This window comes from Pigmentiphaga sp. NML080357, assembly GCF_002188465.1.
In the GTDB taxonomy this organism is placed as follows: Bacteria; Pseudomonadota; Gammaproteobacteria; order Burkholderiales; family Burkholderiaceae_B; genus Pigmentiphaga.
The window spans coordinates 268,442-293,134 of record NZ_NINW01000049.1 but is presented as its reverse complement, the minus strand read 5'-3'; the positions used below and the strand labels follow the sequence as shown (position 1 = coordinate 293,134).

Sequence of the window (24,693 nt, the reverse complement as noted above, 5' to 3'; positions counted from 1 at the left end):
GCCGGGACATGCCATGTTGTCTTTGAACAAGGTCCAGGCCGGCGTCGGCGGACTGGCGTTGCTGGACCGGAACGTGCGCGCCCCGGGCGATGGCGAAATGCTCGTCAAGGTCCACGCCGCCGGCGTGTGCGGCACGGACATGCAGCTGTACGGCGGATCCGGCGCGTTTGCCCAGCGGCTCAGGCTGCCCGCCATCCTCGGCCATGAGATGTGCGGAACCGTGACGGATGTCGGCGCCGGCGTCACCAACGTCAAGCCGGGAGACCTGGTCAGCCTGGAAAGCCATATCCCCTGCTGGACCTGCCGCGCCTGCCGCACCGGCCGGGCGCACGTCTGTCCTAATACCCGCTATCCCGGCATCGATATCGACGGCACCTTTGCCGAATACGCGACGGTGCCGGCCTCCATCGCCTGGATCAATCCGCCCGGCGTTTCCAGGGAAAAGGCCGCTTTGCTCGAGCCGCTGGGCATTGCGGTGCACGCTGCGCTGGAAGGCGGCGGCGTATCGGGCCGGACCGTCGTGGTCAATGGCTGCGGTCCGATCGGCTTGATGAACGTCGCCGTCGCGCGGTACTTCGGCGCCCATGAGGTGATCGCGGTCGATCCCAACCCCAGGCGGCGGGAGGCCGCCGTGCGCATGGGCGCCGACCGCGCCATCGACCCCGGAGCGGAATCGCCAGCGGCGGCGGTGCGGGACATGACGCGGGGAGAAGGCGCCGACGTCGTCATCGAATACACCGGCCACCCGGACGGCGTACGCAATTGCTTCGCGATGGTCGGCACCCTGGGCGAGGTCCGCTGGTGCGCGACCCCGGGCAAGCCGATGGAATTCGACTTCGGCGCATGGCGCAAAAGTCGGCCGACGATCTACAACATTCACGGGCGCAGGCTGTGGGACACCTGGGAGGCCGCAGCTCCCCTGGTCTACGAGAACAAGATCGACCTAGATCCCGTGATCAGCCATCAGATCCCGCTTGCCGAATCGCCCCGGGCCTTCGAGCTGATCCTTGCGGGCGAGGCCGTCAAGCCGCTCATCCTGTGCTGAGGAGGCGCGCGCCCGCGGTCTCTCGAGAACGCCATCCCGTCCGGGGTCGCTCGCCTGTCGTAAGATCGGCGCAAGATTCCTCATATGCGAGACATGTACAGATGGCGCGCGACACCGACGGCGGCTACCGGCTATGCCAGTCCCTGGTAAAGGGCCTGGACATCCTGGCCGCGCTCAACCGCGGGTCCGGCGCCTCGGCCTCCATCGCCGAGCTGGGGCGCCTCACCGGCCTGCACCGTACCACCATCAAGCGATTGCTGGAGACCCTGCGCGACGCCGGCTACGTCGCATGGGACCCGGCGACCAACCTGTATCGGCTGACCTTCCGGGTCCATCAGCTGAGCTACGGCTTCCGCGACAACGTGGCGATCACCGAGGTGGCCTGGCCGATGATGCGCGCCCTCTCCAAGGCGATCGTCTGGCCCTGTTCCATCGTATCGCTGGAAGGCGACGAAATGATCGTGCGCGCGTCCACGCGCTCCTACAGTCCGCTGTCCTTCCATCCCGGCATGCCCGGCCGCAGGCTGCCCATCCTGACCACGGCGGCGGGCCGCGCCTATCTGGCCTATTCGCCGCCGGAAGAACAGGAGGCCATTCTTGACCTGCTGCAGGGCCGCGCCGATGAACATGCCGAATTGGCGGTCGACACCCGCTTCGTCCGTACGCTGATCGACCAGACGCGCGATCGGGGCTACGGGCTAAACCAGGGGGAATGGAGCGACGAGCCCAAGTTCGGCGGCGTCGCGGTTCCGCTGCGCTATCAGGAGCGGGCGGTTTCCTGCCTGAACGTCATCTTCCTGTCGCGGGGGGTGAAGGACGCCGCGTCGCTGCGGAAGATCGTGAGCCACCTCTTCGAGGCCCAGAAAGGCATCGAGGAACGGTTTGCGATGCACAAGCTGCAGAGCGGCTAAACCCTGTCCCGGCGCACCCGGATATTTCCCTACACCACCAGCCGCCCCCCCGCATCGAGCTGGATCAGCTCCCCGGTCAACGCCGGCGGACCATTGACCAGCCACCAGATCGCCTCCGCGATCTCGTCCGGCGTCTGCACCGACTTGAGCGGATTCTTCGCGATCAGCGCGGCGCGCGCCGACTCGTAGCGCTCCCGCCCCATTCCGTTGATCAGCCAGTCCCCTTCGATGAAGCCCGGCAGCAGCGCATTGACGCGCACCTCGGGCGCGAGCACGCGCGCGAACGAGAACGTCATGGCGTTGAGCGCGCTCTTGGACGCCGCATAGGCCATGCTCGAACCGGTGCCGCGCAGGCCGCCGACCGACGAGATGTTGACCACGGAGGCATTGCCGGTGCGCCGCAAGAGCGGCGCCATGGCGCGCGTGACGATGTACACGCCGGAGACGTTCACCGCGAAGACGCGCTGGAAGTCCTCGAACGACAGGCCGTCGAGATTCTTGTGGTCGTTGAAGGTGGTGACGGCCGCATTGTTGACCAGCACGTCGAGCCGGCCCCAGCGCTGCTCGATGTCGGCGGCCATCGCGCGGCAGGCTTCGTCGCTGGTGACGTCGGCCTTGGCCACCAGCACGTCGGCCGCGCCCAAGGCCCGGCATTCGGCCGCGACCTCTTCGGCCAGCGCCGCGTCGCGCGAATAATTGACCACGACACGCCATCCCTGCTTGGCGAAGAACTTCACCGCGGCCGAACCCGCGCCGTTCCTGCCGGTCGAGCCGGTTACCAGACAGACTTTCTGCATGTTCGTCCCCACGATCATTTCCAGTACGGTTGGCGCAGTTCGCGCTTGAGCAGCTTGCCCAGCGCCGAGCGCGGCAGTTCCTGGCGGAACTCCACCGCGGCCAGGCGCTGCGTGCGTCCCACCTGGGCATTGACCCATTGCCGCAGCGTCTCGGCATCGAGGTCGCTGCCCGGCTTGCGCACCACCAGGGCCAGCGGCGTCTCGCCCCATTGTTCGCTGGGAATCCCGATCACGGCGACGTCCGCGACGTCGGGATGGGAGGCGGTCACGGCTTCCAGGTCGGTGGCATAGATGTTGAAGCCGCCCGAGATGATGAGGTCTTTCTTGCGGTCGAGCAGCACCAGGAAACCGTCTTCGTCGAAGCGGCCGATGTCGCCGCTGCGATGGAAGGCCACGCCGGTTTCATCGCGCCAGTAGAAGGCTTCGGTGGCCTGCGGCTGCTTGTAGTAGCCCGCCATCATGTAGGGCGACCAGCCGACGATCTCGCCGACTTCGCCCTGCGGCAGGACCCGGCCGTCGTCGTCGATGATGCGCATGTCGTGGTCGGCGGCAGGCTTGCCCACGGTGCCGAGCTTGTGGGGGAACTCATGGGCGTCGAGCACGCAGCTGCATCCGCCTTCGGTCATGCCGTAGACTTCGCGCAGGCCGCCGGGCCAGTGCTCGAGGATGAGCGCCTTGAGCCGCGCATCGAGCGGCGCGCCCGTGCATTGCTTGAGCACGAACGACGACAGGTCGGTGCGCGCGAAGTCCTCATGCGCGAGCAACCGCTGGTACTGCACCGGCACCAGCATCGTATGCGTGACCTTGTGGGCCGCGCACAGCCGCAGGTAGCCGCCGGCGTCGAACTTGCGCATCAGGACGGTCAGGCCGCCGCCGGCCACGGTGGCGAGCATGGGCTGCAGCGTGGTGTTCGAGTACAAGGGCGTCGACAGCAGCATGACGCTGTCCGGGCCGAGCCCGAAGTTGCGCCGCATCGCCTGGCGCGCGCGCATGCCATGGTGGTGGAGGATGCCCTTGGGCTGGCCGGTGGTGCCCGAACTGTAGATAAGGTTGAAGGGCTGGTCGGGGCGATAGTCGACGGCCCCCGGCGCCTGGGCCTGCTCCAGCCATGCCTCCCAGGCCGCCCAGCCGGGCGCGTCGAAGTCGATCGCGACCAGGCGGCCGGCGAACGCCTCGCGCAGCGCCGGCTCGACCGGCCTGAGCATTTCCCGCGCGTCGGCATCCGCCACCAGCACTTTCGCGTCCGAGTCGCGCAGCATGCCCAGCAGCGCGGACGCGGTGGCCGAGGTCGCCAGGGGAACGATGCAGCAGCCGGCGCGCACCGTGCCGAAGAAGGTCTCGAGCGCGCGGATGGACGGAGCGGCGAGCAAGGCGACCTTGTCGCCGGATACCAGGCCGGACGCCACGCACGCGCCGGCCACGCGGTCCATCTGCCGCGCCAGGCCGGCCCAGCTCAGTTCGTCGCCTTCGCACAGGAATACCGGCGCCTCGGGCCGCTCGCGCGCATATCGCGCGATCAGCGAGGGGAAATCGACGAAAGGCTGCTGCGCCTGGCGCGCAAGGATGTCGCGGACGTTCTGCGTCATGGCCTCCTCACTCGTCATAGACCAGCATCAGGAACTCCGCCACCACGGCGGGACGCGGCTTGCCTTCGATCTCGATGGTGCATTCCGAGACCACGCGCGTGGCGCCCTCCTGCCCGCCGCCCTCGCCGCGCTCCACGGCCTTGATGCGCTGGCGCAGCCGGACCCGGTCGCCCACCTGGACCGGGTGGACGAAGCGGACGCGGTTGGTGCCGTAGTTCAACCCGCGGCCGCGATGGGTGATGACGTAGACCGAGCGCACCAGGTATGGGATGAGCGACAGGGTCAGGAAACCGTGCGCGATCGTCTTGCCGTCGGGCATCTCGCGCCGCGCGCGCTCCACGTCCACGTGGATCCAATGGTCGTCGCCCGAGAGCCGGGCGAAATCGTCGATACGCGACTGGTCGATCGCCAGCCAATCGCTGACGCCGATTTCCTTGCCTACCCACTCCTGCAAGTCGGCGGGGCGGTCGAGAACTACCATGGCAACTCCGTGTTCTGTTCTTCGATTGGACCGCGGGGCTGGCTCACCGGGCTGGAACGCGGCCCAGAGATACCAGCGACATCACCACGTCGCCGTGCTGGTTGCGCACGGTGACCCGGGTGCGGATCGTGCCCACGTCGGGACGGCTCTTCGACCGGATGGTCTCGACGACCTCGCGTTCGACCACCAGGGTGTCGCCCGCCTTGACCGGCTTGGTCCAGCGCAGCTCGTCGACGCCCATGCCGACCATCGGTGTCTTGCCGTAGCCGCCCGCCTGCAGGAATGCCCGCATGGACAGCGCGGCAATCTGCCAGCCGCTGGCAATCAGCCCGCCGAAGGGGCCGGCCTCTGCCGCCGCCGGGTCGGTATGCATGGGCTGGGGGTCGTTCTCGCGCGCGAAGGCCATGATTTCCTCGGCCGTCACCGTGAAGGGCGCGCTGGTCCATCGCTCGCCCACCTGGAAATCCTCGAAACGGCGCGCCTCGCCGTCATAGCGGGCAGCGGGGGCGGATTGGGGGTTGGCGGCGCTCATCGGGCCGCGGCCTTCGCGTCGTCGCCGTGCGCCGCGCGCAGGGCGGGCGCGGCCGGCATCGGGTGCTTCATGCATCGTCTCCTTGATGTGCCCGCCGCCGCCGGACGCCGCATGCCGGCGCCCCGTATCGACGGACAAGCTCGTCCCTCCGCTGCTGGCGCAGGGGGTTCGAGAACGCGAGGATGCGCCGCCGGGAGATGCCCGCTCAAGTCATTTTTCCGGACTTTTCGTTGGACGAAAAGACATGGCGGCACAGATTTGTTTTCCGTCGAAGGGAATAATGAACGGGCGCCCGCCGTATACCGTTCACCAACCCTCATCAACCACCAAGGAGCATCCCATGGTAGCCAGGAAAACACCGCTGCTGCCCGCCTTCCTGCTGGCGGCGACCCTGTTCGCATCGCCGGCCCTGCAGGCGGCCCCCGCCGAGGCGAAGGACGGCGTGCTGACGGGCAGCAACGGCATGACTCTCTACGTGTTCGACAAGGACGTGGCCGGCAGCGGCAAGAGCGTATGCAACGGCCCTTGCGCCGCCAACTGGCCGCCGCTGATGGCCTCGGCGTCGGACAAGGCCTCCGGCGACTACACCGTCATCACCCGGGACGACGGCAAGGCGCAGTGGGCGTACAAGGGCAAGCCGCTCTATTTCTGGGTGAAGGACCAGAAGCCGGGCGACAAGACCGGGGACGGCGTCAACAACGTCTGGCACGCCGCCAAGCCCTGACCGGCGTCATGGACAGCCGCGCGGTCACGGCCCTGCTTCCGCGCCTGCGGCGCTATGCCCGCGCGCTGGCCGGCGACCGCGCGTCGGCCGACGACCTGGTGCAGGACACGCTGGAGCGCGCCTGGACCCGGCTGCACACCTGGCACACCGGGCGGGACCTGGGCGCCTGGCTGCTGTCCATCATGCACAACTTGCGCGTCGACCAGTTGCGCGGGCAGCGATTGAATACGGTGTCGTGGGACGAGGTCCTGGACGACTCGGCCTCGCGGCCCACGCAGACCGACCGCATGGAACTCGAGGATCTGGAGAACGCGCTCGCGCAGTTGCCCGAGGAGCAGCGCGCGGTGCTGCTGCTGGTCGCGCTGGAAGGCATGCGCTACGCGGAGGTGGCGGACATCCTGGGCATCCCGCCAGGCACCGTCATGTCCCGCTTGTCCCGGGGGCGGGAACGCCTGCGCCTGATCCTGGACGGCCAGCCGCCCGCGGCCGGAACCTTGCGGATAATCAAGTGAAACCCATGCCCATCACCGAAGCCGATCTGCATGCCTACGTCGACGGCGAGCTGCCGCCCGCGCGGCGGGCCGACGTGGAGGCCCATCTTGCCAGCCATCCGGACGCGGCCCTGCGCGTGCAGGCCTGGCAGGAACAGAAGCGCGCGCTGCAGCGGCTGTTCGACCCGGTGCTGGACGAACCGGTTCCGCCCGTGCTGGAAGCCGCGGCGGTTCCCCCGGCCGCCCGGCGCAGCCGGCCGCCCCGGCCCGCCCTGCGCATCGCCGCCGGCGTCATGCTGGCCCTGCTCGGCGGCATGGCGGGCTGGTGGGGACACGGCCGCTACCAGGCCGCGGCCGTCGCCGGCGCACAGCCGTCGCTGCCCCGGCAGGCCGCGATCGCCCATGCGGTCTACAGCCCCGATGTGCGCCGGCCGGTCGAGATCGGCGCGGACCAGGAAACCCAGCTCGTCACCTGGCTGTCGCGGCGGCTGGGCCGGGACGTGCGGGCGCCCAGGCTGGGCACCCTGGGCTTTGACCTGGTCGGCGGCCGCCTGCTGCCGGGCAGCGAAGGACCGGTGGCGCAGTTCATGTACCAGGACGCCGGCGGGCAGCGGCTGACCCTGTATGTCAGCACCGAACGCGACGGCAACCCGGACACGGCCTTCCGCTTCGCGCGCGAGGGCGGCATCAATGTCTTCTATTGGATAGACGGGCCCTTCGGCTATGCCTTGTCGGCCGGGGTTTCCAAGGATGAGCTGGCGCGCGTGGCGTCGGCCGTGTACGACCAGCTGGACAAGCGATAGGCGTCCGGCCCCGCCCGCTAGATCACCGCCGCAAGCTCCCCCGCCGGCGCGCGCAGCACCCGCCCGAGTACTGCCGGATCTCCCGTGCGCGGCTCGGCGAACTCCACGTGGAAGCCATCCGGATCGACGGCAAGAACGCCCCGTTTGGCCGCTCCGCCCTCATGCCGCGCCATCAGGCATCCCAGCGATTGCAGCCGGCTCGCGGCCAGCTCCCAGTCCGGCGCGCCGGCGACCTCGAAGGTGAAATGGTGCATGCCCGGCGCCTCCCCTTGCACGATGGCGAGCTGGTAGGCGGTCCCGTGATGCGGCGTCCGCAGCAGCACGCCACGCTCTGAGCTCGCCACGGGTTCCAGCCCCGCCACCTGCGTATAGAACGCCGCCATGGGCTCCAGCGACGGCGTGGTCAGCACGACGTGCGACAGCTTCAGCGGCTGCATGGCGGCATGGGGAACCGGACGGCGGTCGGGCTTGGCGCTCCAGCGCCGCTCGGTGGCGGCCGGCGCGTTGCCCGGTTTCCAGGTCGAGGTGATCAGCGCCACGTCGCCGTGCAGGACCTCGCGCCAATCCTTGATAGTGTCGGCATAGAACTCGTTGGTGTTGCCGTCGGGGTCCTTCAGGTAGACGCTGTGGGCGATCTGGTGGTCGAGCGTGCGCGGGACCGCGATGCCGGCGGCCAGGGCGCGCTCGTAGGCCCGCACCAGGTCGGCCTCGGTATCCATTTCCCAGGCGATGTGGTTGAGGCTCACCGCCTGCGCCGCGCCCTTGGGTATTTGCGTATGGCCGTCGCGTCCCCGGCGCGCCTCGCGGGTGCGTTCCATCATGCCGATGTCGTGAGGCGTATGGCCGGTGCCCATGAAGGCGGCGCGCAGTCCGCTCTCGGTGAACTCCAGGTTGAGGCCGCACACGTCGCGATAGAAGTCGATGGACCGCTCCAGGTCGGCGACGACGACGTTGACGTGGCCCAGACGGCGGGGTTGGAAGATGGCTCCCTGGTTCATTGTGGTTTTCCTGTCGGTAGGTTCGAGAGAATGCGGCCTGCTGCGCGCGACCATTCGCCGCCCGGTTCGGCGCATGATTCGTGGGATGTGAAATGGTCTCCGGGTACGACTTGCCACGAGACGCGCGCGCCGGGCCGCGCGGCGAGCAAGCGGACGAACGCCTCGTTCTGGGTGCGGGTACGGGGGAAATCGTGCTCGCCCCAGGCCACGTGGAAAGGTATCGGGCACGCGGCGGCGAAGCGCATGGGGCTCCATTCGTCCAGGCCCGGCCCCAGGGCGTCTCGCATTCTGTGGTCGGCGGGCGAGGCCGGCTGGTCCAGGAAGTCGAGGTCCAGCGGCGCGCTGGAAGGAAAGCAGGCCTTGATCACGTCGGCGGGCAACCCCGCCCGCGCCGCGAGTTCGGGCCGCAGGGCAAGCAACGCCGCCAGGTGCCCGCCCGCGGAGTGTCCCCCCACGCAGAGGCGCGCGGGATCGCCCCCGTGCGCGGCGATGCGTCCGTGCGTCCAGCGCAGGGCGGCGATGCAATCGTCGACGATCTGCGGCATGCGCACGGACGGCGCCAGGCGATATGAAGCCGACACGAAGATGGCCGGCAGCGCCAGTACCGCCGGCGCCATATAGCCCATCCATTCCTTGTAGCCGTTCATCCACGCGCCGCCGTGGAAGTACACGAGCACGGGCAGGCTCGACAGCGGCGCATCGGGCAAGTAGAGGTCGACCTTCTGCCAGTAGTCGAAGCCATAGGCCTGGTCGGGCACCGTGCGGCAGCGGCCGATGACCTCGCGGGTGCGTTCCAGGGCGCGGCGGGCATAGTCCGCGGCGCCGGCGTGCAACAGCGGCGGCAGTTCCGGAAGATCGGCAAGCGACATGGGCTTTCCTGGCAAGTGACGATGGAGGCCCACGGAAACGTCCGTATCGCGCGGCCCGACGGGGATAAGGTAGGCGACTACAGAAATATATGCAACTACATTTAAATGAACAGGCTATTTTTCTCCATCTTTATTGGTGTTATTCCTAGTCTTCTTATAGAAGAATGTATTTGCATATATAAACCAAAGAGTCTAACTTAGCAGCAAGCCGGCATCTCCTCGGCCCATGCTTACGTAGAGGTATCCACCAGATGGCAAGGCGTCACGTAGAAATCTCGGGGGCAGGATTCGCGGGATTGACCGCGGCCGCCGCCCTGGCGCAGCGCGGATGGTCCGTGCGCGTGCACGAGCGCGCATCCAGCCTGCGCACGGCCGGAGCCGGCATCTTCATTTTCGAGAACGGCCTGAAGGTGCTGCGCGCCATCGGCGCCTTCGACGAGGCCATCGCCGGCGGCCATCAGGCGCCCGCGCGCGAAACGCGCGATTCGGCCGGGCGGCTGCTCGCGCGGCTTTCCACCGGCCAGGACGGCCGCGTCTATACGGTGGTCAGGCAGCAGTTGCTGGAGGCCGTGGCCCACGCGGCGCAGCGCGCCGGGGCGCAGATCGTGATGAATTCCGAGGTGATGTCGGCCACGCCGCGCGGCGAAATCCTGCTGGCCAGCGGCGAACGGGCGACCGCCGATCTCGTCATCGCCGCGGACGGCGTCAACTCGCGCATCCGCGACGGGCTGGGCCTCCTGAAATCGCGCGTATCGCTGGGCGACGGCGCCATCCGGGTGCTGATGCCCCGCCACGGCGATGCCGTGGACAGCGCCGACGAGATCGTCGAGCACTGGTCCGGCAAGCGCCGGCTGCTGTACGTGCCCTGTGGCAAGCCCTGGCTGTACCTGGCGCTCACGACCCTGGTGGCCGATACGGCAGGCCATGCGCTGCCGCTCGACCGGCAGGCCTGGGGCGCGTCGTTCCCGCACCTGCGGCCGCTGCTCGAGCGCATCGGCACGCTCGGCCGCTGGGATCCGTTCGAGACCATCCACCTGCACAGGTGGTCGTCGGGCAAGGTGGCGGTCGTGGGCGACGCCGCGCACGCGCAAGCCCCCAACCTGGGCCAGGGCGGGGGCTGCGCCATGATGAACGCGCTCGGCCTGGCGGTGGCCGTGGACGAAGATCCGGACCTCGCCGGCGCCCTCCAGCGCTGGGAGGCGCGCGAACGTCCGCTGACCGAGCACACCCAGCGCGTCTCCCGGCTCTACAGCACGGTGGGCCGCTGGCCCGAGGTGTTGCGGTCGTTCACCTTCAACGTCGCGGGCCGCTCGCATTGGCTCCTCGAGCAGCGGATGCGCACGGCCAACCATTCGCCGACCGGCACCTGAGCAACGCCACCATCCCGCAACCGATCAACCCGACAGGGAATCTTCCATGGGTGTTTCCGATCTATCCCTGGCCGCCGATGCCGAGCATGGACGCGCCACGATGCCGACCAGCGGCAGCATTGTCGCCCGCATCGAACGCCTGACCGCCAGCAGCATGCAGCTGCGCGCGCGATTGCTGGTGGGCATGGCGACCTTCTTCGACGGTTTCGACGCCATCGCCATCGCCGCCACGCTGCCGCTGCTGATCAAGCAGTGGAACCTCGGTTCCACGCAGATCGGCATCCTGATCGCGGCCGCCGCCGTCGGCCAGCTCATCGGCACCTTCTTCTTCCCCCAGTTCGCGCAGCGCCGCGGCCGCGTGCGCGCCATCGCCTACAGCTCAGGCATCATCGGCATCACCAGCATCGCGTGCGGCTTCGCCACGTCGTTCGAGGTCTTCGTGCTGCTGCGCATCATCCAGGGCATAGGCCTGGGCGGGGAATTGCCGGTGGCCGCCACCTACATCAACGAGATCACGCGCGCCCGCAACCGAGGCCGCTTCGTGCTGCTCTACGAGATCATCTATCCCATCGGGCTCCTGGCCTCGGCCGCGCTGGGCGCCTGGCTGGTGCCGCGACACGGGTGGGAGGTGATGTACTTCCTGGGCGGCATCCCCGTCATCCTCATGTTCATCCTGCCCGGTCTCATCCCGGAATCCCCGCGCTGGCTGGCCGAGAAGGGCCGGCTGGCCGAGGCCGACACCGCGCTCGCCCGGTTCGAGGCGGCCGCCCGCGTCAAGCTGCCCGAACCGGAAGACGCGCGCATCTACGACGCCATGATGGCCGCCCACCCCCGCCGCACCGTGCGCGACCTCTTCAGCCGCGCCTACCTGAGCCGCAACATCGTGGTGGCGCTGCTGTGGTCCTCGTGCGGCTTCATCCAGTACGGCCTGTCGACCTGGCTGCCCACCATCTACCAGACCGTCTACAAGATACCTTTGCAGCAGGCGCTGAACCTGTCACTGGGCGCGTCGGCGCTGGGCGTGGCCGGTTCGCTGGTGGCCGCGCTCACGGTGGACAAGTTCGGCAGGAAGCCGGTCATCGCCGGCGCCTTCGTGCTGTGCGCCGCGTCGCTGGGCCTGGCCGGCCCCTGTCGGGGCAGACCATCTACGTGGTGGCCACGCTATGCTCGCTGGCCTGGGGCTTCCTGGCGTGCGGCTTCATCATCTCGTACGTCTACACGCCGGAGATGTACCCCACCAGCATACGCGCGCTGGGCTGCGGCATGGGCGGCGCATGGGTCAAGCTCTCGGCAATGATCGCCCCGATGATCGTGGCCGCGTTGATGGCCAAGGGCAGCATGGACCTGGCCTTCTACGTGCTCGGCGCGGTGCCGCTGCTGACGGCGCTGGCCGTGGCCTGGCTGGGCATCGAGACGCGCGGCAAGGTGCTGGAGCAATTGCACGCCTGAGGCGGGCCCGCCGCGCCGCCTACTCGCCGCCGTCCTGCTCCAGCTTCTGCACCTGCTCGAACAGGCGATTCAGCAGGCCGTGCAACTGCTGCTGCTCGGCCGGCTTCAACACCGTCACGGTCGCCTCGACGATACGGCGGGCCTGCGGATCGAGCGCATCGTAGACCGCCACGCCCACGGCCGTCAGCGTCACTTCCACCACCCTTCCGCTTACGGCGCTGCGGCTGCGCGACGCAAAGCCGCGCTGCTGGAGCTGGTCGACGATGCGGCTCACGACCGACTGCTCGATGACGGTGCCTTTGCAGATCTCGCTGATGGAGGCCACGCCCACCCAGCGCAGGAACTGCATGACGCGGAATTGCTGGATGGTGAGGTCGGTCGGCCGCAGGGCTTTCATGAGCTGCCCGTTGAGGGCGTTCATGAGCCGGCTCAGGGAATGAGGCAGGTAGCCCTCGGCGTCGTGGGGACGGGCATCGCCTTTCTCCGCGGCGCGCGCCGCCTTGGTTGCGGGCCTAGCCATGGAAACGGGGTTCGCCGGCCGCGCAGGCGCGCGCCTGGTGGGCGGCGGATGTGGACTGGAGCGGACGGAACGGCAGGATCATGATGGCGCGAGCCCGGGAGCGGTAAAGGTCGCGGCCCTTTCGTCCATCGGGGCGCCGCGATCGGCAGGCCCGATTATATAGGCGGGCCCGGGCGCCGGCACCCGTGTCGCCCGCGCCTCCCGTCCATGAGGCCCGACCTCCCCTTGCAGGGCGGCTGGAGTCCCGTCCGCGTCCGCTAGCGGGAAGCGCCGATCATCTCCAGCGTCGCCCGCGTCAGCGGGCTCTCGGCTTTCGCCAGCTCGCACAGCAGGTTGAAGTGATTGCAGTGCGCCGCCTCGACCCGCTTCACCTCCAGCCCGGCTTCGCGGCACGCGGCCTCGTAGGCGGCGGTCTGGTTCTTGAAGCCGTCGGTCTCCAGGCCGCCCACCGATACGATCATCGGCAGCCCGCGGCGCGGAAGCGAGAACATGGGGCTCAGGCGCTCGGCCTGGTCGGGGTACAGCCGCAGCCATTCGTTGACGTTGATGTCGCACAGCGGCCGGACGTCGAACAGGCCGCTCAGCGCCACCACGCCCTTGACCACGTCGCCGGGCACCCGGTACTTGTCCTGCCAGTCCGTGGCGGCCAGCATGCCGGCCAGGTGGCCGCCCGCCGAGCTTCCGCCGACGTAGATCCGGTCGCGATCGAGCCCGTAGCGGTCGGCGTGATGATAGATCCAGGCGACGGCGGAGCGCACTTCGCGCACGGCCTCGGCGAGCGTGCCTTCGGGCAGCAGGGTGTATTCCACCGGCACCACCGCCACGCCTGCGGCGTTGAACGCGGGCGCCATGATGGGCGCGTCTTCCTTGGTCTGCGAGCGCCAGTAGCCGCCGTGGATGAAAAGGAATACCGGCGCGGGCTGGCGGGCGGCCGTGGGCAGGAAGATGTCCAGGCGCTCGGCCGCGCCCATGCCGTAGTAGAGGTCGCGCACGGCGGCGCAACGCTGGCGGGCCACCTCGGCGAGTTCGGCATATTCGCGCACGCAGGCGTCGAAGTCGGGCACCGAGGCGCGGGCGTTGTACTGGACGGCGCGTTCGGCCAGGTCGGCGAACAGCAGGTCAGGCTTCCTGGGGGTCATGCGAGGCCACATCCTTGAAAGAGGCGAAACGTTCGATCAGCGCCACCGTGGTCCGGTAGTGCTCGGCCAGCAGCGCCGCCGCGCGATCGCTGTCGCGCGCCAGCGCGGCGTCCATCAGGTCCTGGTGCTCGCGGCCCACGTCGCGGTCGATGTCGCCCCAGCCGGAGCGGCCGCGCAGCGTGGGGCGGCGGTAGCGCTCGGTCTGGGTGTACATCTGCAGCGAAAGCTCCATCAGCCAGCGCGATCCGCAGGCGGCGATCAGGGCGCGGTGGAAGTCGAGGTGCCGCTGTTCGAGCATCTCGCTGGCCTCTTCATCGGGCTCCGGCAGTTCGTGCGCGCGCTTGGCCGCCAGGTTGAGGGCATGGAAGGCCGCCACCAGGCGGGTCTCCCACGCATCGTCCCCGTTCCTGAGCGAGCGGCGCATGGCTTCGCAATCGATAAGAATGCGGGTCTCGGCGGCATCCCACATCTCCTCGCGCGAAAAGGGCGCGACGCGGAAGCCGCGCGAGGCGGTGGACACCACCATGCGCTCGCTCTGCAGGCGGTTCAAGGCCTCGCGTATGGGCGAGAAGCTGATGCCATAACGCTGCTTGAGGAATTCCAGGCGCAGCGATTGCCCCGGCTCGATTTCCCCCGAGATCAGATCGCGCCGCAGCGAACGGTAGACCTGCTCGGCCAAGGTGATTTCCTCGACCTCGCCGCCGGGCGCATCGTAAGGGCGTCCAGGCTCCTGCCGGGTCGCCTTCACTCGTGGTTTCAAGTATTTTCTCCTGGGCAAGGCCCGCCCCGCGCGGGGGCGGCGGATTCAGAACTTCCCAGATAATAATTCGCCGCAGCCCGGCACGCTGGTGGCCAGGCCCAGCTTGCGCATCATCTGCCAGGACGTGGCTACCGCCGCGGACACGGTGGGAATGCCCGACTCGTCCTGCACTTTCTGGATCGAGGGCAGCGATTGCATCTGCACGCAGGCCGACAGCACCAGGGCGTCGATGTTGGCGCGGTCCAGCCGCTTGTAGATCTCGACGAGGCGTGCCGGGTCCTGCGCCGCTACCTGCAGGTTGTCGGGAATCTCCAGCGCCACGTAATCCTTGACCTCGACGCCCTCGCTTTCGATGTAGTCCACCACGAGACGGGTCAGCGGCTTCATGTAGGGGCATACCACCGACACCCGCTTGGCGCCCATGGCGTGCAGCCCGTCCACCAGTGCGCCGGCGCTGGTGACGACCGGCGCGAGGGCGCCGTTTTCCTCGGTACGGCGGGTCAGCCGCTCTTCCGACACGCGGTGGTAGCCCTTGCCCATGCTCATGATGGCCACCAGGCAGGCGTAGCCCAGCACGTCCACGCGGGCATCGGAGAGCTCGATCGCGCAGCGGTCGCTGTCGCGGTCCATGGCCTCCAGCTCCTCCTTGACCACCTTCTTCATGCGCATGCGGCTGGAATGGAAGGTGAAGCGCTCGGGCGCGACGGCCTCGCGCGCGCGGAACATGGCCGGGATCTCGGTCTCCATGGTGGTGTTGGAGGACGGCACGATCTGGCCGATCTTGATCGGCGCGCCGGCGGCGCGGGATGGCATGGCGGTCATGGTGTTCATACCTCGGGGAAAGTCGGGAGGGGCTGGGCGGGCGCCTCGGCGGACTCGTCGCGCGGCGGCTCGGCGTCGTCCAGGAATTGGGCGGGCTGCTGCGAACGGCGGTTGACGCGCAGGTCGAATACGTCGAAGCGGTTGTAGTGGCCGATGATGTCGTGCATCTGGCGCGGCTGGATGCAGCGCGAAAGATCCACGTCGGCATAGACGATGCCTTCGCGGTCGATCAGCGGTTCGCCGATGACCCGGCCGTCGGGCCCGAGGATGCCGGAGAACGCGCTGTTCGAGCGGCGCAGCAGGTCGCGGGTGTGGGGATGGGTGGCGGCCATGGCCTCGACGATCTCTTCCGAGATGGTCGAGCACGACACCACCGTATAGACCTTGCCCTCGAAGCTGTGGGCGGCCGCGCGCACGCGTATGGCCTCGGCCATGTCGTAGTCGGCCGGCGCCACGGGCAGCGAGATGTAGCTGGCCACGTGCACCAGCTCGCCCTGGGCGAGCAGCGAGAAGCGCGCCAGGGTGTTGGTGTTCTCGCCGCAGGCGAGCGCGCCCAGCTTGCCGATGGCGGTGTCGTGCACGCGCAGCGACGAACCGTCGCCATTGGCCCAGGTCAGTTTCTCGGCCCAGGTGGGAACGAGCTTGCGGTGCCGGCCCAGCAGCTTGCCGTCGGGGCCGATGGTGACCAGCGTGTTGTAGATGGTGGCCACGCCATGGGAGGCGCGTTCGTTCACGCCCACCACCACGTGCGTCTTGCACGCCTGCGCGGCCGCGGCGATGCGGCGGATTTCCGGGCCGGGGATCTCGATGGCGCTGCGGCACAGCTTCTCGAACCACGGGCTGCCCTCGATGGGCGTCATGATCCAGTTCCAGTACGGATAGCCGGCCACGAACACCTCGGGAAAGGCCACGAGCGTCGCGCCGTTGCCGGCGGCCTCCTCGATCAGCGCGCACACCTTGTCGACGGTCGCGTCGGTGTCCAGGTAGGCGGGGGCGGCCTGCACCGCCGCGGCCTTGAAACGGGGGAGTGTCAACATGTTCGATTCCTCGCTTGAATATCAGAGTCCCAGGTAGCGGTGCGCCAGCTCGGGCTGGGCGGACAGTTCGCCAGGGGTGCCGGACCACACCACCTTGCCTTTTTCGACGATGTGGTGGCGATCCACCAGCGCATGCATTTCCGCCAGGTTCTTGTCGATGACGACGATGGTCAGCCCCTCGCGCTTGAGCACCGCCAGGCAGCGCCAGATCTCCTGCCGGATGATGGGTGCCAGGCCCTCGGTGGCTTCGTCCAGCACCAGCAGCATGGGATTGGTCATCAACGCCCGCCCGATGGCGAGCATCTGCTGTTCACCGCCCGAGAGCGTGCGCGACGACTGCCGCCGCCGCTCGCCCAGCCGGGGAAAGAGCTGGTAGATGCGGGGAAGATCCCACCCCGCGGTGCCTTCGGCCGCCCGGCGCGTGGCGACGAGGTTCTCTTCCACCGTAAGCGATCCGAAGACGCGCCGGCCTTCCGGCACCAGCCCCACGCCCAGCCGCGCCACCGCGTGCGGCGCCCGGTTGGCCAGGTCCTTGCCCTGGATCGCGATGCGCCCGGCCCGCGCGGGCAGCATGCCCATCAGCGTGCGCACCGTGGTGGTCTTGCCCATGCCGTTGCGGCCGATGAGCGAGACCACCTCGCCCTGCGCCGCCTCGAACGACATGCCGAACAGCACCTCGCTCGATCCGTACCCCGCCCGGACGCCGTCCACGCTCAGCATGCCGTGTCTCCCAGATAGGCGCTGCGCACTTCGGGATGCTTGCGCACCTCGTCGCAGGTGCCGGTGAATATGAGTTTGCCGTAGACCAGCACGCTGATGCGGTCCGCCAGCGCAAATACCGCGTCCATGTCGTGCTCCACCAGCAGGATGCCGTAGCGCTCGCGCATGCCGGCCAGGAGCCGCGTCATCCGCGCCGACTCTTCCGGCCCCATGCCGGCCATGGGCTCGTCCAGCAAGAGCAGGCGCGGCCCGCGCGCCAGGGCCACGGCCAGCTCCAGCTGCCGCCGTTCGCCATGCGCCAGGTCGGCCACCGGCATCTGCGCCCGGTCGGCCAGCCCCACTTCCTTCAGCCAAGCCTGCGCATGCTCGACCAGTTCCCCGTCGTGCCGCGGATCGGACCAGATGGAGAATATCGTGCGCGGACCGACGGTGAGCGACAGCATCACGTTCTCGAGCGCGGTGTATTCCTGGCACAGCTCGGTGATCTGGAACGACCGGCCCAGGCCGCGCCGCGCCCGCTCGTAGGCCGGCATGGCCGTCACGTCGCGGTCGGCCAGGCGGATCTCGCCCGCGTCGGGACGGATCTCGCCGCAGATCTGCGCGATCAGCGTCGACTTGCCGGCGCCGTTGGGCCCGATCAAGGCATGGATCTCGCCCGCCCGCACGACCAGGTCCACCCCTTGCGTGGCCGCCACCGCGCCGAACGATTTGCGCAGGCCGCGCACATCGAGCAGGACATCGCCCATACTCTGTGTCATTTCAATCATCCTTTACCCGTTACCGCATGAACCGGCCGCACTACGATCCGGGGCGCCGTGGATCCGGCTTCGCCGGTCCGCCGGTGCAGCCCCCTCGAGGGGGCGCGCGAAGCGCGTCGGGGGAGGGCTTTCCATTCAACCAATGGCCGAACAGGCCCTGTTTGCCGGCCAGCACCACCAGCACCAGGATCGGCCCCATGATGAACATCCAGTGTTCCGTCCACGCCGATAGCGCCTGCTCCAGGCCGAGGAACACCGCGGCGCCGGCAATCGGCCCCAGCAGCGTGCCGACGCCGCCCAGGATGACGATGGCCATCAGCTCGCCGGACTTGGTCCAGGCGGCCATGTCCGGCGTAACGAGCTCGGCGTAGTTGGCCCACAGGATGCCCGCCATCCCGGTGCCCACGGCCGAGATCACGAATGCGCTGAGCCGGTAAGGCATGGGCGCGACGCCTAGGTTGACGGCGCGGCGCTCGCTCTGGCGCAGCGCCTGCAGCACCATGCCGTAGCGCGAGTTGACCAGCTTCATGCAGAAGACGGTCCACGCCGCCAGCACGGCCAGGCAGACGTAATAGAAGCTGACCGGGTCGGTCAGGTCCACTCCCGGCAGCACGCTGCGCTGCGACAGCATCAGGCCGTCGTCCCCGCCGTACACCTGCAGCGACACCAGGATGAAATACACCATCTGGCTGAAGGCGAGCGTGATCATGATGAACTGCACGCCGCTGGTCCGCAGCGCCAGGTAGCCCACCGCCAGACCGAGCAGCGCGCAGCACAGCAACGCGATGGGCCACACCACCAGCGCCTGCGTGCTGCCGGCCCAGCCGAACAAAGGCCCGGCCTCGACCGCATGGAAGGTAACGATCGCCACCACATAGCCGCCCAGCCCGAAGAACATGGCATGGCCGAAACTGATCAGCGCGCCGTAGCCGAGCACCAGATCCAGACTGACCGCCGCCAGGCCGTAGATGACGAAGCGCGTCATGGCATTGATCAGGTAAGGCGTGTCGGTGGCGTGGGAAGCCACCGGCACGAGGGCCAGCAGCAACAGGCCCAGCCAGCCGAACAAGGCCCGGCGGTTCCACTGCGTGAACAAACCCGTCGCGCCGCGCCCGGGTGCCGCGATTCCACTCATCCGGTTCATCCCAGGAGTCCCTTCGGTCGAAAAATCAACACCAGCGCCATCAGCACGTAGACGCTGGCCGACACCAGCCCCGCCGCCAGCATGTCCGCCACCTCGGGCGACAACATCGCCCCCAGGATCTGCGGAAAGTACGCGCGCCCCAGGCTGTCCACCATGCCCACCAGCAACGCGCCCGCCATCGCGCCCCGCACCGAGCCCACACCGCCGATCACGATCACCACGAAGGTCGTGATCAGCACGCGCTCGCCCATGCCGATCTCCACGGCCAGCAGCGGCGCCGCCATCACGCCGGCCAGCCCGCAAAGCAAGGCGCCCAGGCCGAACACCACCGTGTAGAGTTTCTGGATATCGACGCCCAGCGCATCCACCATCTCGCGGTCGTCGGCGCCCGCGCGCACCAGCATGCCCACGCGCGTGCGGTTGATCAGGAACCACAGTCCCAGCGCAACCAGCGCGCCCACCACGATGAAGGCCAGGCGCATGACCGGGTACTGGAATCCCGGCGCCAGCGGCACCGTGCCCTGCAGGAAAACGGGAATCTCGACCATGGGCGGCTGGCGCCCGAAGATCATGCTGACCGCTTCGTTGGTGAACAGGATCAGGCCGAAGGTCGCCAGCACCTGGTAGAGGTGGTCGCGCTTGTACAGGCGCCGGATCACCGCGAACTCCACCAGCAAGCCATACAACGCGGCGCCGGCCAGCCCCGCCGCCGCGCCGGCGGCGAACGAGTTGGTCTGGCCCAGCGCGAAGGCGCCGCAATAGGCCCCCACCATGTAGAACGACCCATGCGTGAGGTTGATGACCCCCATGATGCCGAAGATGAGGGTCAGGCCCGACGCCAGCATGAAGAGCATGGCGCCGAACTGCAGGCCGTTGAGCAGTTGTTCGAAAAGCAGGGCCATGGTCAGAGCTTGCACTGGTCGGCGTAGGCGTCCTTGTCGTCGCTGATCACCTTGCGCACGACCTTGGGCACGAACTCGTTGCCGCCGCGTTCGATCCGCATCAGGTAGTAGTCCTGGATGGGATGATGGTTGTGGTTGAAGCGGAACTTGCCCCGCAGCGACTGGAAGTCCGCCTTGAGCAGCGCGGCGCGGAAGGCATCGCCCTTGGACAGGTCGCCATTGACCGCCTTGAGCGCCGAGCCGATCAGCAGCGCCGTGTCATAGGCCTGCATGCCGTAGTCGGTGGGCTTGCGGCCGTAGGTCTCGGTAAAGGCTTTCACGAAGGCGCGGCTTTGCGGGTTGTCCATCTCGGTGGACCACATCCCCACGGTATAGAAGCCTTCGGCCGAGGCGCCCGAGGCCGCCAGCATGCGGCCGTCCATCGAGAAGGCCGGCATCAGCATCGGCACGGTCTTGTTCAGGCCCGAGTTGGCGTATTGCTTGGCGAAGTTGATGCCCGCGCCGCCCGGGTGGAACTGGTAGACCGCATCGGGCGCAAGCGAGCGCACGCGCGCCATCTCCACCGAGAAATCCGACTGGTCGAGCTTGGTGTAGATCTCGGCCACCACTTCGCCCTTGTAGGTGCGCTTGAAGCCGGCCAGCGCGTCGCGGCCCGCCTGGTAGTTGGGTGCGAGCAGCACGACGCGCTTGTAGCCGAGCTCGTTGGCGGCATGCCCGCCCGCCGAATGATAGGCGTCGTTCTGATACGAGGCGACGAAGTAGTTCTTGTCGCACTTTTCGCCGGCAAAGGTCGAAGGGCCGGGGTTCAGGCTCACGTAGTAGGCGCCGTCGCGCAGCACGCCGGGCGCCACCGCGGCCAGCACGTTCGAGAAGTTCACGCCGGTGAAGAGCTTGATGCCCGATTGCAGCATGCGGTCGGCGGCCTGCTTGGCGTTGGCGGGCTTGAGGGCGTCGTCCTCGACCACCAGCTCCACCGGCACGCCCCCCAGCTTGCCGCCGCCCTGCTTGATCGCCAGGCTGAAACCGTCGCGCTCGTCCTCGCCGATGTAGCCGGCCGGCGTCGACAGCGTCGTGATGAAGCCGATCTTGACCGGCGCCTGGGCGTGCACGGCGCCGGCGCCCGCAAGGAGGAGCGCGCACAGCCCGCCCCGGATCGTGTTCCTGACCATTGTTGTTCCCCAAGGATGTACTGCAACAACTGGAAGAGCCCGCGCGGACGCGGGTACCGAGGCCGGCGCGCACCGCGTGCCGACAGGACTGAGGGCCGGAGCCGTGCCGGCGCCGGCCGGTTTGCGAGGCCGGGCGTCAGACGGGCACGACCGGATGGCGCAGCGTGCCGATCTTCTCCACCTTCGCCTCGACCACGTCGCCCGGCCACAGCCATTCCTGCGGCGTGCGTCCCGCGCCCACGCCTTCGGGCGTACCGGTGGCGATGATGTCGCCCGCTTCCATGGTCATGGCGGCGCTGATGTCGGCGATCAGGTGCGGCACCTTGAACAGCATGTGGCGGGTGTTCGAGCTTTGCTTGGTCACGCCGTTGACGGTCAGCGACAGGTCCAGCACGTGCGGGTCGGGAATCTCGTCGGCCGTGACGATGCACGGGCCGAATGGGCCGTAGGTATCCTGCCCCTTGGAATAGATCCACTGGCCGGCGCGGCGGCAGTCGCGCGCGCTGATGTCGATCATCACGCTGTAGCCGAACACGTAGTCCAGCGCGTCGGCCTCGGCCACGCGGTGCGTGCGCCGCCCCATGATCACCGCCAGCTCCACCTCCCAATCGAGCTGCTGGGTGATGTTGGCGTTGTGCTCGATGGCCTCGCCCGGCCCGATCACGCAGGTGGGCGGCTTGGAGAAGATGACCGGCTTGGTCGGCAGGTCCTTGGAAGTATCGAGCGTGCGGCTCGACTCTTCCACGTGCTCGACATAGTTCAGGCCGATGCCGAAGATGTTCTTGCGCGGGCGCGGGATCGGCGCCAGGAGGCGCGCGTTCTCGAACGGGATCGCCGTGCCTACCGGCCATTTGCCTTCGTACGAGTCCAGCAGCTCGGTGGTCGAGCGCACCGCGTCCGGGCCGAGATCGATGAAGGCCAGCATGTCGTCGGGCAGCGGCACGCCGGCCGCGGCGCCCAGGCGGGCCAGGTCCACCACGCGGTCGCCTACCACCGCCCCCAGGCGGGCTTGCTCGGCAACGGTGGTGCGGTAAGTCACAAGACGCATCTTTTGTTCTCCATAGGGTCGCGCGAGGCGACAAGAATCCCGCCGCGGCGCGAGTCCGCGGTGTATGACAAACATCGAGGTCGGTTCGGGCGTCCCGCGCCCGGGCAGACCTAGCCGATCAGCGGCTGGTGCCCATCGTTTTCCGCCAGCGCCTCCTCGCGGTAGAGCTTGAGCGCATGCATGACCGGCAGGTCGTTGAAGCAGAACAGGCAGGCGTCGTCGCTGTCCGACGCGTTGGCGTGCTCGTGGAAGGCCCAGGACGGTACGCAGAAGATGTCGCGCTCCTGCCAGTCGTAGCGGCGGCCGTTGATGATGGAGTAGCCCTTGCCCTTGGCCACCTGGTAGAGGAAGCTGCCCGTATGCCGGTGCGCCTTGGTCTTTTCGCCGGGGCGCAGCATCTGCATGCTCGCGCCCATGGTGGCCATGACCGGGCCGCCGGTGGCGGGGTTCACATAGTTCATCAGCACGCCGTCGTACGGGCTGCCGTCGGTGGCCGCGGCATAGCGCCGCAGGGCCTCGTAGGTCGGCTCCCACTCGTACTTGAACAGCGGCGAATACGGCTTGTTCCAGGTCTCGCCATAGGGCCGCAGCGCCACGCCGCCCCAGGCGGCGGTGGAATCGTCCACCGGATGGGTCACCGCCTGGTTCAGGTCGGGATGGACGGCGTAGAAGCCGGCTTCCAGCGCATTGACCAGCGGGATGTCCAGGCCGTCCTGCCAGATGCAGGGCGTGCCGTCTTCGCTCACGCCGTGCTCGTGCCAGGTGCCGTTGGGCGTGAGCACGAAATCGTTCGCGCCCAGCGTCATCTTGTGGCCGTCGACGATGGTGTAGGCGCCCCGCCCTTCCATGATGAAGCGCAGCGCGCTGGAGGAATGGCAATGGGCGGAGGCGACTTCGCCGGGATGCATGACCTGCAAGCCGGAGTACAGCCAGCCGACGGCCGCCGACACGTCGCGGCGACCGGGATTGTTCAGGTAGATGACGCGCCGCCCGGCCTGCTCGGGGGTGACCAGGTCCACCGAGCGCAGCACGTGCTCGCGCAGGTCGCGATAGCGCCAGACCACAGGCACCGACTCCGATTTGGGCTGCCACGGCTCGATCTTGTTGGCCACGGTCCACAGCGCGCCGGTCTCGTACTTGGCGAGTTCCTCGTAGTACGCGACCAGCTCGGGCGTATCACCCACGTTGGCCCTGCCGATTACCTCTTCCCGATACGCATCGTGTCGCGCCATGCCGGACTCCGATTTTTATAAAAGATTTTATTTTTTCGAAATACTATCTCCCGCGCCGGACTTCATACAAGCGGTTCTTCACTAGGGGTTTACCTGTAGCCGCCGTTCTTCTCTTGGCCGCGCAGCCCGTATGCCATTCGGTTATGGGCCATGCATGACGCGGCTTGCCCGACAGTCGCCCAACTGCGAGAGTCCCGCCAACGACTTGCCGCATGCAACCACCACAGGGCAAGCAGAGGAGACGACCATGCGATTCACATTTCCCTGCGGGAAACCGCTGGCCGCCATGGACGACCGACCACTATCCGGGCGACTGCTTCATCCGATGACGCTGCTGGCTCCCGTGGTTGTCAGCTCGGCTCCCGTTGTTTCCCTTCAGGAAATAACAAGTTTGCGCCCCGAGGATGTCCAAACGGTCCGCCGATGCCTACCATTGCGCCATCGACCAGCCAGACAGGACTCATCATGACGGATATCGTTCCTACCGGAAAAATACTCGGAGCCACCGTGCGCGGACTGGATCTATCCCGCCCACTCTCCGAGGAGAATTTCGCCAAGCTGCTCGAAGCGCTGGGCCGCTACGGGGTACTGCGGTTTCCTGAGCAATCGATCACGCCGGCGCAGCTACGGGATTTCTCGGGCCGCTTTGGCGGCCTGCAGCGGACGGTGTCGGACGCCAACGAACCGGGCATTCCCGAGGTCAGCATTCTTTCCAATATCGTCGAAAACGGGAAACCCATAGGCATCGCCGACGCCGGCCAGGACTGGCACACGGACATGTCCTACAACCCGACCGTGGGCTTCGTGAACGTGCTGTACGCCATCAAGGTGCCGCGCCGCGACGGCCGCGCGCTCGGATCGACCCGTTTCGCCAACATGCAGGCGGCCTACGAGGACCTGCCCGACGACATCAAAGAGCAGCTCGCCGGCGCGACGGCAACCCACGACTTCAACAAGTTCTGGGAAAACATGCGCACGCGGCCTGGCAGCGAACGGCCCCCGCTCACGCCCGAGCAGCGTGCCAAGCGGCCGCCTTCGACGCATCCGGTCTTCCTGGACCATCCCATTACCGGACGCAAGGTGCTGTACTGCAATCCGGGCTACGCCATCCGCATCAATGAACTGGACCCGCGCCAGAGCGACGAAATGCTCGAGAAGCTGTTCGCCCACCAGTTGCAGGCCAAGTATCAGTACACCCATGAGTGGACCGAGGGCGATGTGCTGATGTGGGATCACATCGGCACCCTGCACAACGCCTGGCCCGACTACCTGCCGCACGAGCACCGCTTGATCAAGCGCTGCCAGGTCATGGCCGACCGCATCTTCGATCCGTCGTTCCTGCCGGCGTCGATCCGCCCCGCACGCGACGCGGCAACGCATTGAGCG

General features: G+C 68.0%; 25 protein-coding genes and 1 pseudogene. 8 read left to right on the top strand and 18 right to left on the bottom strand.

The genetic code is table 11. The features are described 5' to 3' along the window. Positions 1-13 precede the first annotated feature (13 nt). Both CDO44_RS23840 and CDO44_RS23835 read left to right on the top strand, forming a co-directional pair. Entirely contained in the window at positions 14-1,045 is a 1,032-nt protein-coding gene (locus tag CDO44_RS23840; protein ID WP_087782730.1) for an alcohol dehydrogenase catalytic domain-containing protein, read from the top strand. Between the two features lie 101 nt (positions 1,046-1,146). Next, a complete protein-coding gene (locus CDO44_RS23835; RefSeq protein ID WP_158213418.1) occupies positions 1,147-1,956 on the top strand; it encodes a helix-turn-helix domain-containing protein in 810 nt (269 codons plus the stop codon). A 29-nt stretch (positions 1,957-1,985) separates the two neighbouring features. Here CDO44_RS23835 and CDO44_RS23830 read toward each other — a convergent pair whose 3' ends face one another. From CDO44_RS23830 to CDO44_RS23815, 4 genes are read right to left on the bottom strand one after another with little or no spacing between them, the layout of a single operon-like run. Next, positions 1,986-2,753 (bottom strand): SDR family NAD(P)-dependent oxidoreductase, encoded by a 768-nt coding sequence (locus CDO44_RS23830; protein WP_087783095.1) that lies wholly within the window; start codon positions 2,751-2,753, stop codon positions 1,986-1,988. Positions 2,754-2,767: 14 nt separating this feature from the next. After that, the gene (locus tag CDO44_RS23825; RefSeq protein WP_087782728.1) at positions 2,768-4,339 is read right to left on the bottom strand and encodes a class I adenylate-forming enzyme family protein; all 1,572 of its coding nucleotides are present in this window, start codon (positions 4,337-4,339) and stop codon (positions 2,768-2,770) included. 7 nt (positions 4,340-4,346) lie between these two features. Continuing rightward, positions 4,347-4,820: a MaoC family dehydratase gene (locus tag CDO44_RS23820; RefSeq protein ID WP_087782727.1), complete on the bottom strand. Its 474-nt coding sequence runs from the start codon at positions 4,818-4,820 to the stop codon at positions 4,347-4,349. Between the two features lie 43 nt (positions 4,821-4,863). Continuing rightward, positions 4,864-5,490 (bottom strand): MaoC family dehydratase, encoded by a 627-nt coding sequence (locus CDO44_RS23815; protein WP_233146324.1) that lies wholly within the window; start codon positions 5,488-5,490, stop codon positions 4,864-4,866. Between the two features lie 202 nt (positions 5,491-5,692). Between CDO44_RS23815 and CDO44_RS23810 the strand changes: the two genes are divergently transcribed. Genes CDO44_RS23810 through CDO44_RS23800 form a run of 3 tightly spaced genes read left to right on the top strand, consistent with a single transcriptional unit; the run spans position 5,693 to position 7,370 of the window. Next, positions 5,693-6,076, top strand: a complete 384-nt coding sequence (locus CDO44_RS23810) for a hypothetical protein (RefSeq protein ID WP_087782726.1) — start codon at positions 5,693-5,695, stop codon at positions 6,074-6,076. 8 nt (positions 6,077-6,084) lie between these two features. After that, positions 6,085-6,588 (top strand): sigma-70 family RNA polymerase sigma factor, encoded by a 504-nt coding sequence (locus CDO44_RS23805; RefSeq protein WP_087782725.1) that lies wholly within the window; start codon positions 6,085-6,087, stop codon positions 6,586-6,588. Further along, the gene (locus tag CDO44_RS23800) at positions 6,585-7,370 is read left to right on the top strand and encodes an anti-sigma factor (RefSeq protein WP_233146323.1); all 786 of its coding nucleotides are present in this window, start codon (positions 6,585-6,587) and stop codon (positions 7,368-7,370) included. The genes CDO44_RS23805 and CDO44_RS23800 overlap by 4 nt, the downstream gene beginning before the upstream one ends. 17 nt (positions 7,371-7,387) lie before the next feature. On the opposite strand, the gene CDO44_RS23795 is transcribed toward CDO44_RS23800, so the two are convergent. Together CDO44_RS23795 and CDO44_RS23790 are read right to left on the bottom strand one after the other, a co-directional pair. Next, positions 7,388-8,368 carry a VOC family protein gene (locus CDO44_RS23795; RefSeq protein WP_158213417.1) on the bottom strand — a complete coding sequence of 327 codons (981 nt, stop codon included), beginning with the start codon at positions 8,366-8,368 and terminating at the stop codon, positions 7,388-7,390. After that, positions 8,365-9,237: an alpha/beta hydrolase gene (locus tag CDO44_RS23790; RefSeq protein WP_087782723.1), complete on the bottom strand. Its 873-nt coding sequence runs from the start codon at positions 9,235-9,237 to the stop codon at positions 8,365-8,367. The genes CDO44_RS23795 and CDO44_RS23790 overlap by 4 nt, the downstream gene beginning before the upstream one ends. Before the next feature lie 251 nt (positions 9,238-9,488). Here CDO44_RS23790 and CDO44_RS23785 point away from each other — a divergent pair, with 251 nt between their 5' ends. Both CDO44_RS23785 and CDO44_RS23780 read left to right on the top strand, forming a co-directional pair. After that, complete coding sequence (locus CDO44_RS23785) at positions 9,489-10,607, top strand: NAD(P)/FAD-dependent oxidoreductase (RefSeq protein ID WP_087782722.1); 1,119 nt, start codon at positions 9,489-9,491, stop codon at positions 10,605-10,607. Between the two features lie 46 nt (positions 10,608-10,653). Continuing rightward, positions 10,654-12,056, top strand: a pseudogene (locus tag CDO44_RS23780) (MFS transporter). Positions 12,057-12,075: 19 nt separating this feature from the next. Here the strand turns inward: CDO44_RS23780 and CDO44_RS23775 are convergent. The 12 genes from CDO44_RS23775 to CDO44_RS23720 form a co-directional block, all read right to left on the bottom strand. Continuing rightward, a complete protein-coding gene (locus CDO44_RS23775; protein WP_087782721.1) occupies positions 12,076-12,576 on the bottom strand; it encodes a MarR family winged helix-turn-helix transcriptional regulator in 501 nt (166 codons plus the stop codon). Positions 12,577-12,833: 257 nt separating this feature from the next. After that, entirely contained in the window at positions 12,834-13,715 is an 882-nt protein-coding gene (locus tag CDO44_RS23770; RefSeq protein ID WP_087782720.1) for an alpha/beta hydrolase, read from the bottom strand. Beyond that, positions 13,696-14,475 carry a GntR family transcriptional regulator gene (locus CDO44_RS23765; RefSeq protein WP_087782719.1) on the bottom strand — a complete coding sequence of 260 codons (780 nt, stop codon included), beginning with the start codon at positions 14,473-14,475 and terminating at the stop codon, positions 13,696-13,698. The genes CDO44_RS23770 and CDO44_RS23765 overlap by 20 nt, the downstream gene beginning before the upstream one ends. Before the next feature lie 45 nt (positions 14,476-14,520). Beyond that, positions 14,521-15,306 carry an Asp/Glu racemase gene (locus tag CDO44_RS23760; RefSeq protein ID WP_304528381.1) on the bottom strand — a complete coding sequence of 262 codons (786 nt, stop codon included), beginning with the start codon at positions 15,304-15,306 and terminating at the stop codon, positions 14,521-14,523. Then, entirely contained in the window at positions 15,303-16,334 is a 1,032-nt protein-coding gene (locus CDO44_RS23755) for a carbon-nitrogen hydrolase family protein (RefSeq protein ID WP_087782718.1), read from the bottom strand. Before CDO44_RS23755 ends, CDO44_RS23760 begins: the two co-directional genes overlap by 4 nt. Positions 16,335-16,355: 21 nt before the next feature. Continuing rightward, complete coding sequence (locus CDO44_RS23750) at positions 16,356-17,054, bottom strand: ABC transporter ATP-binding protein (protein ID WP_087782717.1); 699 nt, start codon at positions 17,052-17,054, stop codon at positions 16,356-16,358. Beyond that, entirely contained in the window at positions 17,048-17,812 is a 765-nt protein-coding gene (locus CDO44_RS23745) for an ABC transporter ATP-binding protein (protein ID WP_198951430.1), read from the bottom strand. Before CDO44_RS23745 ends, CDO44_RS23750 begins: the two co-directional genes overlap by 7 nt. 40 nt (positions 17,813-17,852) lie before the next feature. Next, on the bottom strand, positions 17,853-18,947 hold the full coding sequence (locus CDO44_RS23740; RefSeq protein WP_087782715.1) for a branched-chain amino acid ABC transporter permease: 1,095 nt from the start codon (positions 18,945-18,947) through the stop codon (positions 17,853-17,855). A 5-nt stretch (positions 18,948-18,952) separates the two neighbouring features. Continuing rightward, positions 18,953-19,858: a branched-chain amino acid ABC transporter permease gene (locus CDO44_RS23735; protein ID WP_087782714.1), complete on the bottom strand. Its 906-nt coding sequence runs from the start codon at positions 19,856-19,858 to the stop codon at positions 18,953-18,955. A 2-nt stretch (positions 19,859-19,860) separates the two neighbouring features. Further along, complete coding sequence (locus CDO44_RS23730) at positions 19,861-21,027, bottom strand: ABC transporter substrate-binding protein (protein ID WP_087782713.1); 1,167 nt, start codon at positions 21,025-21,027, stop codon at positions 19,861-19,863. A 136-nt stretch (positions 21,028-21,163) separates the two neighbouring features. Further along, a complete protein-coding gene (locus CDO44_RS23725; RefSeq protein WP_087782712.1) occupies positions 21,164-22,075 on the bottom strand; it encodes a fumarylacetoacetate hydrolase family protein in 912 nt (303 codons plus the stop codon). A 110-nt stretch (positions 22,076-22,185) separates the two neighbouring features. Beyond that, the gene (locus CDO44_RS23720) at positions 22,186-23,307 is read right to left on the bottom strand and encodes a cupin domain-containing protein (RefSeq protein ID WP_087782711.1); all 1,122 of its coding nucleotides are present in this window, start codon (positions 23,305-23,307) and stop codon (positions 22,186-22,188) included. A gap of 465 nt (positions 23,308-23,772) precedes the next feature. Between CDO44_RS23720 and CDO44_RS23715 the strand changes: the two genes are divergently transcribed. Continuing rightward, positions 23,773-24,690: a TauD/TfdA family dioxygenase gene (locus CDO44_RS23715; protein ID WP_087782710.1), complete on the top strand. Its 918-nt coding sequence runs from the start codon at positions 23,773-23,775 to the stop codon at positions 24,688-24,690. Positions 24,691-24,693 lie beyond the last annotated feature (3 nt).

What these genes read in the sequence shown, in the direction of transcription:
- CDO44_RS23840 (WP_087782730.1), top strand. Translation starts at nt 14, where the DNA reads ATGTTGTCTTTGAACAAGGTCCAGGCCGGCGTCGGCGGACTGGCGTTG.
- CDO44_RS23835 (WP_158213418.1), top strand. Translation starts at nt 1,147, where the DNA reads ATGGCGCGCGACACCGACGGCGGCTACCGGCTATGCCAGTCCCTGGTA.
- CDO44_RS23830 (WP_087783095.1), bottom strand. Translation starts at nt 2,753, where the DNA reads ATGCAGAAAGTCTGTCTGGTAACCGGCTCGACCGGCAGGAACGGCGCG.
- CDO44_RS23825 (WP_087782728.1), bottom strand. Translation starts at nt 4,339, where the DNA reads ATGACGCAGAACGTCCGCGACATCCTTGCGCGCCAGGCGCAGCAGCCT.
- CDO44_RS23820 (WP_087782727.1), bottom strand. Translation starts at nt 4,820, where the DNA reads ATGGTAGTTCTCGACCGCCCCGCCGACTTGCAGGAGTGGGTAGGCAAG.
- CDO44_RS23810 (WP_087782726.1), top strand. Translation starts at nt 5,693, where the DNA reads ATGGTAGCCAGGAAAACACCGCTGCTGCCCGCCTTCCTGCTGGCGGCG.
- CDO44_RS23805 (WP_087782725.1), top strand. Translation starts at nt 6,085, where the DNA reads ATGGACAGCCGCGCGGTCACGGCCCTGCTTCCGCGCCTGCGGCGCTAT.
- CDO44_RS23795 (WP_158213417.1), bottom strand. Translation starts at nt 8,368, where the DNA reads ATGAACCAGGGAGCCATCTTCCAACCCCGCCGTCTGGGCCACGTCAAC.
- CDO44_RS23790 (WP_087782723.1), bottom strand. Translation starts at nt 9,237, where the DNA reads ATGTCGCTTGCCGATCTTCCGGAACTGCCGCCGCTGTTGCACGCCGGC.
- CDO44_RS23785 (WP_087782722.1), top strand. Translation starts at nt 9,489, where the DNA reads ATGGCAAGGCGTCACGTAGAAATCTCGGGGGCAGGATTCGCGGGATTG.
- CDO44_RS23775 (WP_087782721.1), bottom strand. Translation starts at nt 12,576, where the DNA reads ATGGCTAGGCCCGCAACCAAGGCGGCGCGCGCCGCGGAGAAAGGCGAT.
- CDO44_RS23770 (WP_087782720.1), bottom strand. Translation starts at nt 13,715, where the DNA reads ATGACCCCCAGGAAGCCTGACCTGCTGTTCGCCGACCTGGCCGAACGC.
- CDO44_RS23760 (WP_304528381.1), bottom strand. Translation starts at nt 15,306, where the DNA reads ATGAACACCATGACCGCCATGCCATCCCGCGCCGCCGGCGCGCCGATC.
- CDO44_RS23755 (WP_087782718.1), bottom strand. Translation starts at nt 16,334, where the DNA reads ATGTTGACACTCCCCCGTTTCAAGGCCGCGGCGGTGCAGGCCGCCCCC.
- CDO44_RS23750 (WP_087782717.1), bottom strand. Translation starts at nt 17,054, where the DNA reads ATGCTGAGCGTGGACGGCGTCCGGGCGGGGTACGGATCGAGCGAGGTG.
- CDO44_RS23745 (WP_198951430.1), bottom strand. Translation starts at nt 17,812, where the DNA reads ATGACACAGAGTATGGGCGATGTCCTGCTCGATGTGCGCGGCCTGCGC.
- CDO44_RS23740 (WP_087782715.1), bottom strand. Translation starts at nt 18,947, where the DNA reads ATGAGTGGAATCGCGGCACCCGGGCGCGGCGCGACGGGTTTGTTCACG.
- CDO44_RS23735 (WP_087782714.1), bottom strand. Translation starts at nt 19,858, where the DNA reads ATGGCCCTGCTTTTCGAACAACTGCTCAACGGCCTGCAGTTCGGCGCC.
- CDO44_RS23730 (WP_087782713.1), bottom strand. Translation starts at nt 21,027, where the DNA reads ATGGTCAGGAACACGATCCGGGGCGGGCTGTGCGCGCTCCTCCTTGCG.
- CDO44_RS23725 (WP_087782712.1), bottom strand. Translation starts at nt 22,075, where the DNA reads ATGCGTCTTGTGACTTACCGCACCACCGTTGCCGAGCAAGCCCGCCTG.
- CDO44_RS23720 (WP_087782711.1), bottom strand. Translation starts at nt 23,307, where the DNA reads ATGGCGCGACACGATGCGTATCGGGAAGAGGTAATCGGCAGGGCCAAC.
- CDO44_RS23715 (WP_087782710.1), top strand. Translation starts at nt 23,773, where the DNA reads ATGACGGATATCGTTCCTACCGGAAAAATACTCGGAGCCACCGTGCGC.